Origin of the sequence: Pseudoalteromonas sp. SWN29, from assembly GCF_015864465.1 — a bacterium.
Lineage (GTDB): Bacteria > Pseudomonadota > Gammaproteobacteria > Enterobacterales > Alteromonadaceae > Pseudoalteromonas.
Window position 1 is genome coordinate 1 of record NZ_JADYXE010000173.1, and the last position, 561, is coordinate 561.

Below are 561 nucleotides of genomic sequence, written 5' to 3' on the forward strand. Positions count from 1 at the left end.
TAGCTGGATGACGCTCTCAAGACAAGCGAGCAAGAGCTCGGTTTTGCTGAGGCTCAGTTTGGCGCGGCGGCCACGACTAACTTCGCAGCATCGCTGAAAGAGGCGAGCGCTGCGGTGGCGCAGGCGTTCCGCATCCGTCAGAAGCTCGATGATAGTGAGCCTGAGACTGCTGAGCAGAAGCGGGCGATGACAATTGAGATCATCGAGCTGTGTGAGCGGGCAGACGATTTGCTTGATGCTCAAGCGGCCGCGTTCGATGAGCTGCGCAAGCTCGAAACGAATGCTCCCGCAGCCCTCGCCGAAACGTCCGCGCTGATCGCGAAGGCGTCGGAGCGATTGCCCGCAACCGAGAGCGCCCTCGAAGCGCTCCGAGGTCGCTATGCGCCGGTTGCTATCGAAGCCGTGACTGACAATGGTGAACGCGCTCGCGCCTTGCTCGCCTCGGCCGTTGCCGATTCCACCGCCGCCAGCGCTGCCATCGAGGCGCAGAAGCCGAGCGAGGCCGCCGTCGGTGTTCGCACGGCTCAAGCAGAACTCGGCCAGGCCATCCAACTCATGGAT

The 561-nt window shown here is 62.9% G+C and carries 1 protein-coding gene; it reads left to right on the plus strand.

Annotated elements, in window-relative coordinates:
- Positions 1 to 114 precede the first annotated feature (114 nt).
- Positions 115 to 561: hypothetical protein (locus I6F53_RS20355; protein WP_197240968.1), on the plus strand; the 447-nt coding region annotated here is incomplete at its 3' end.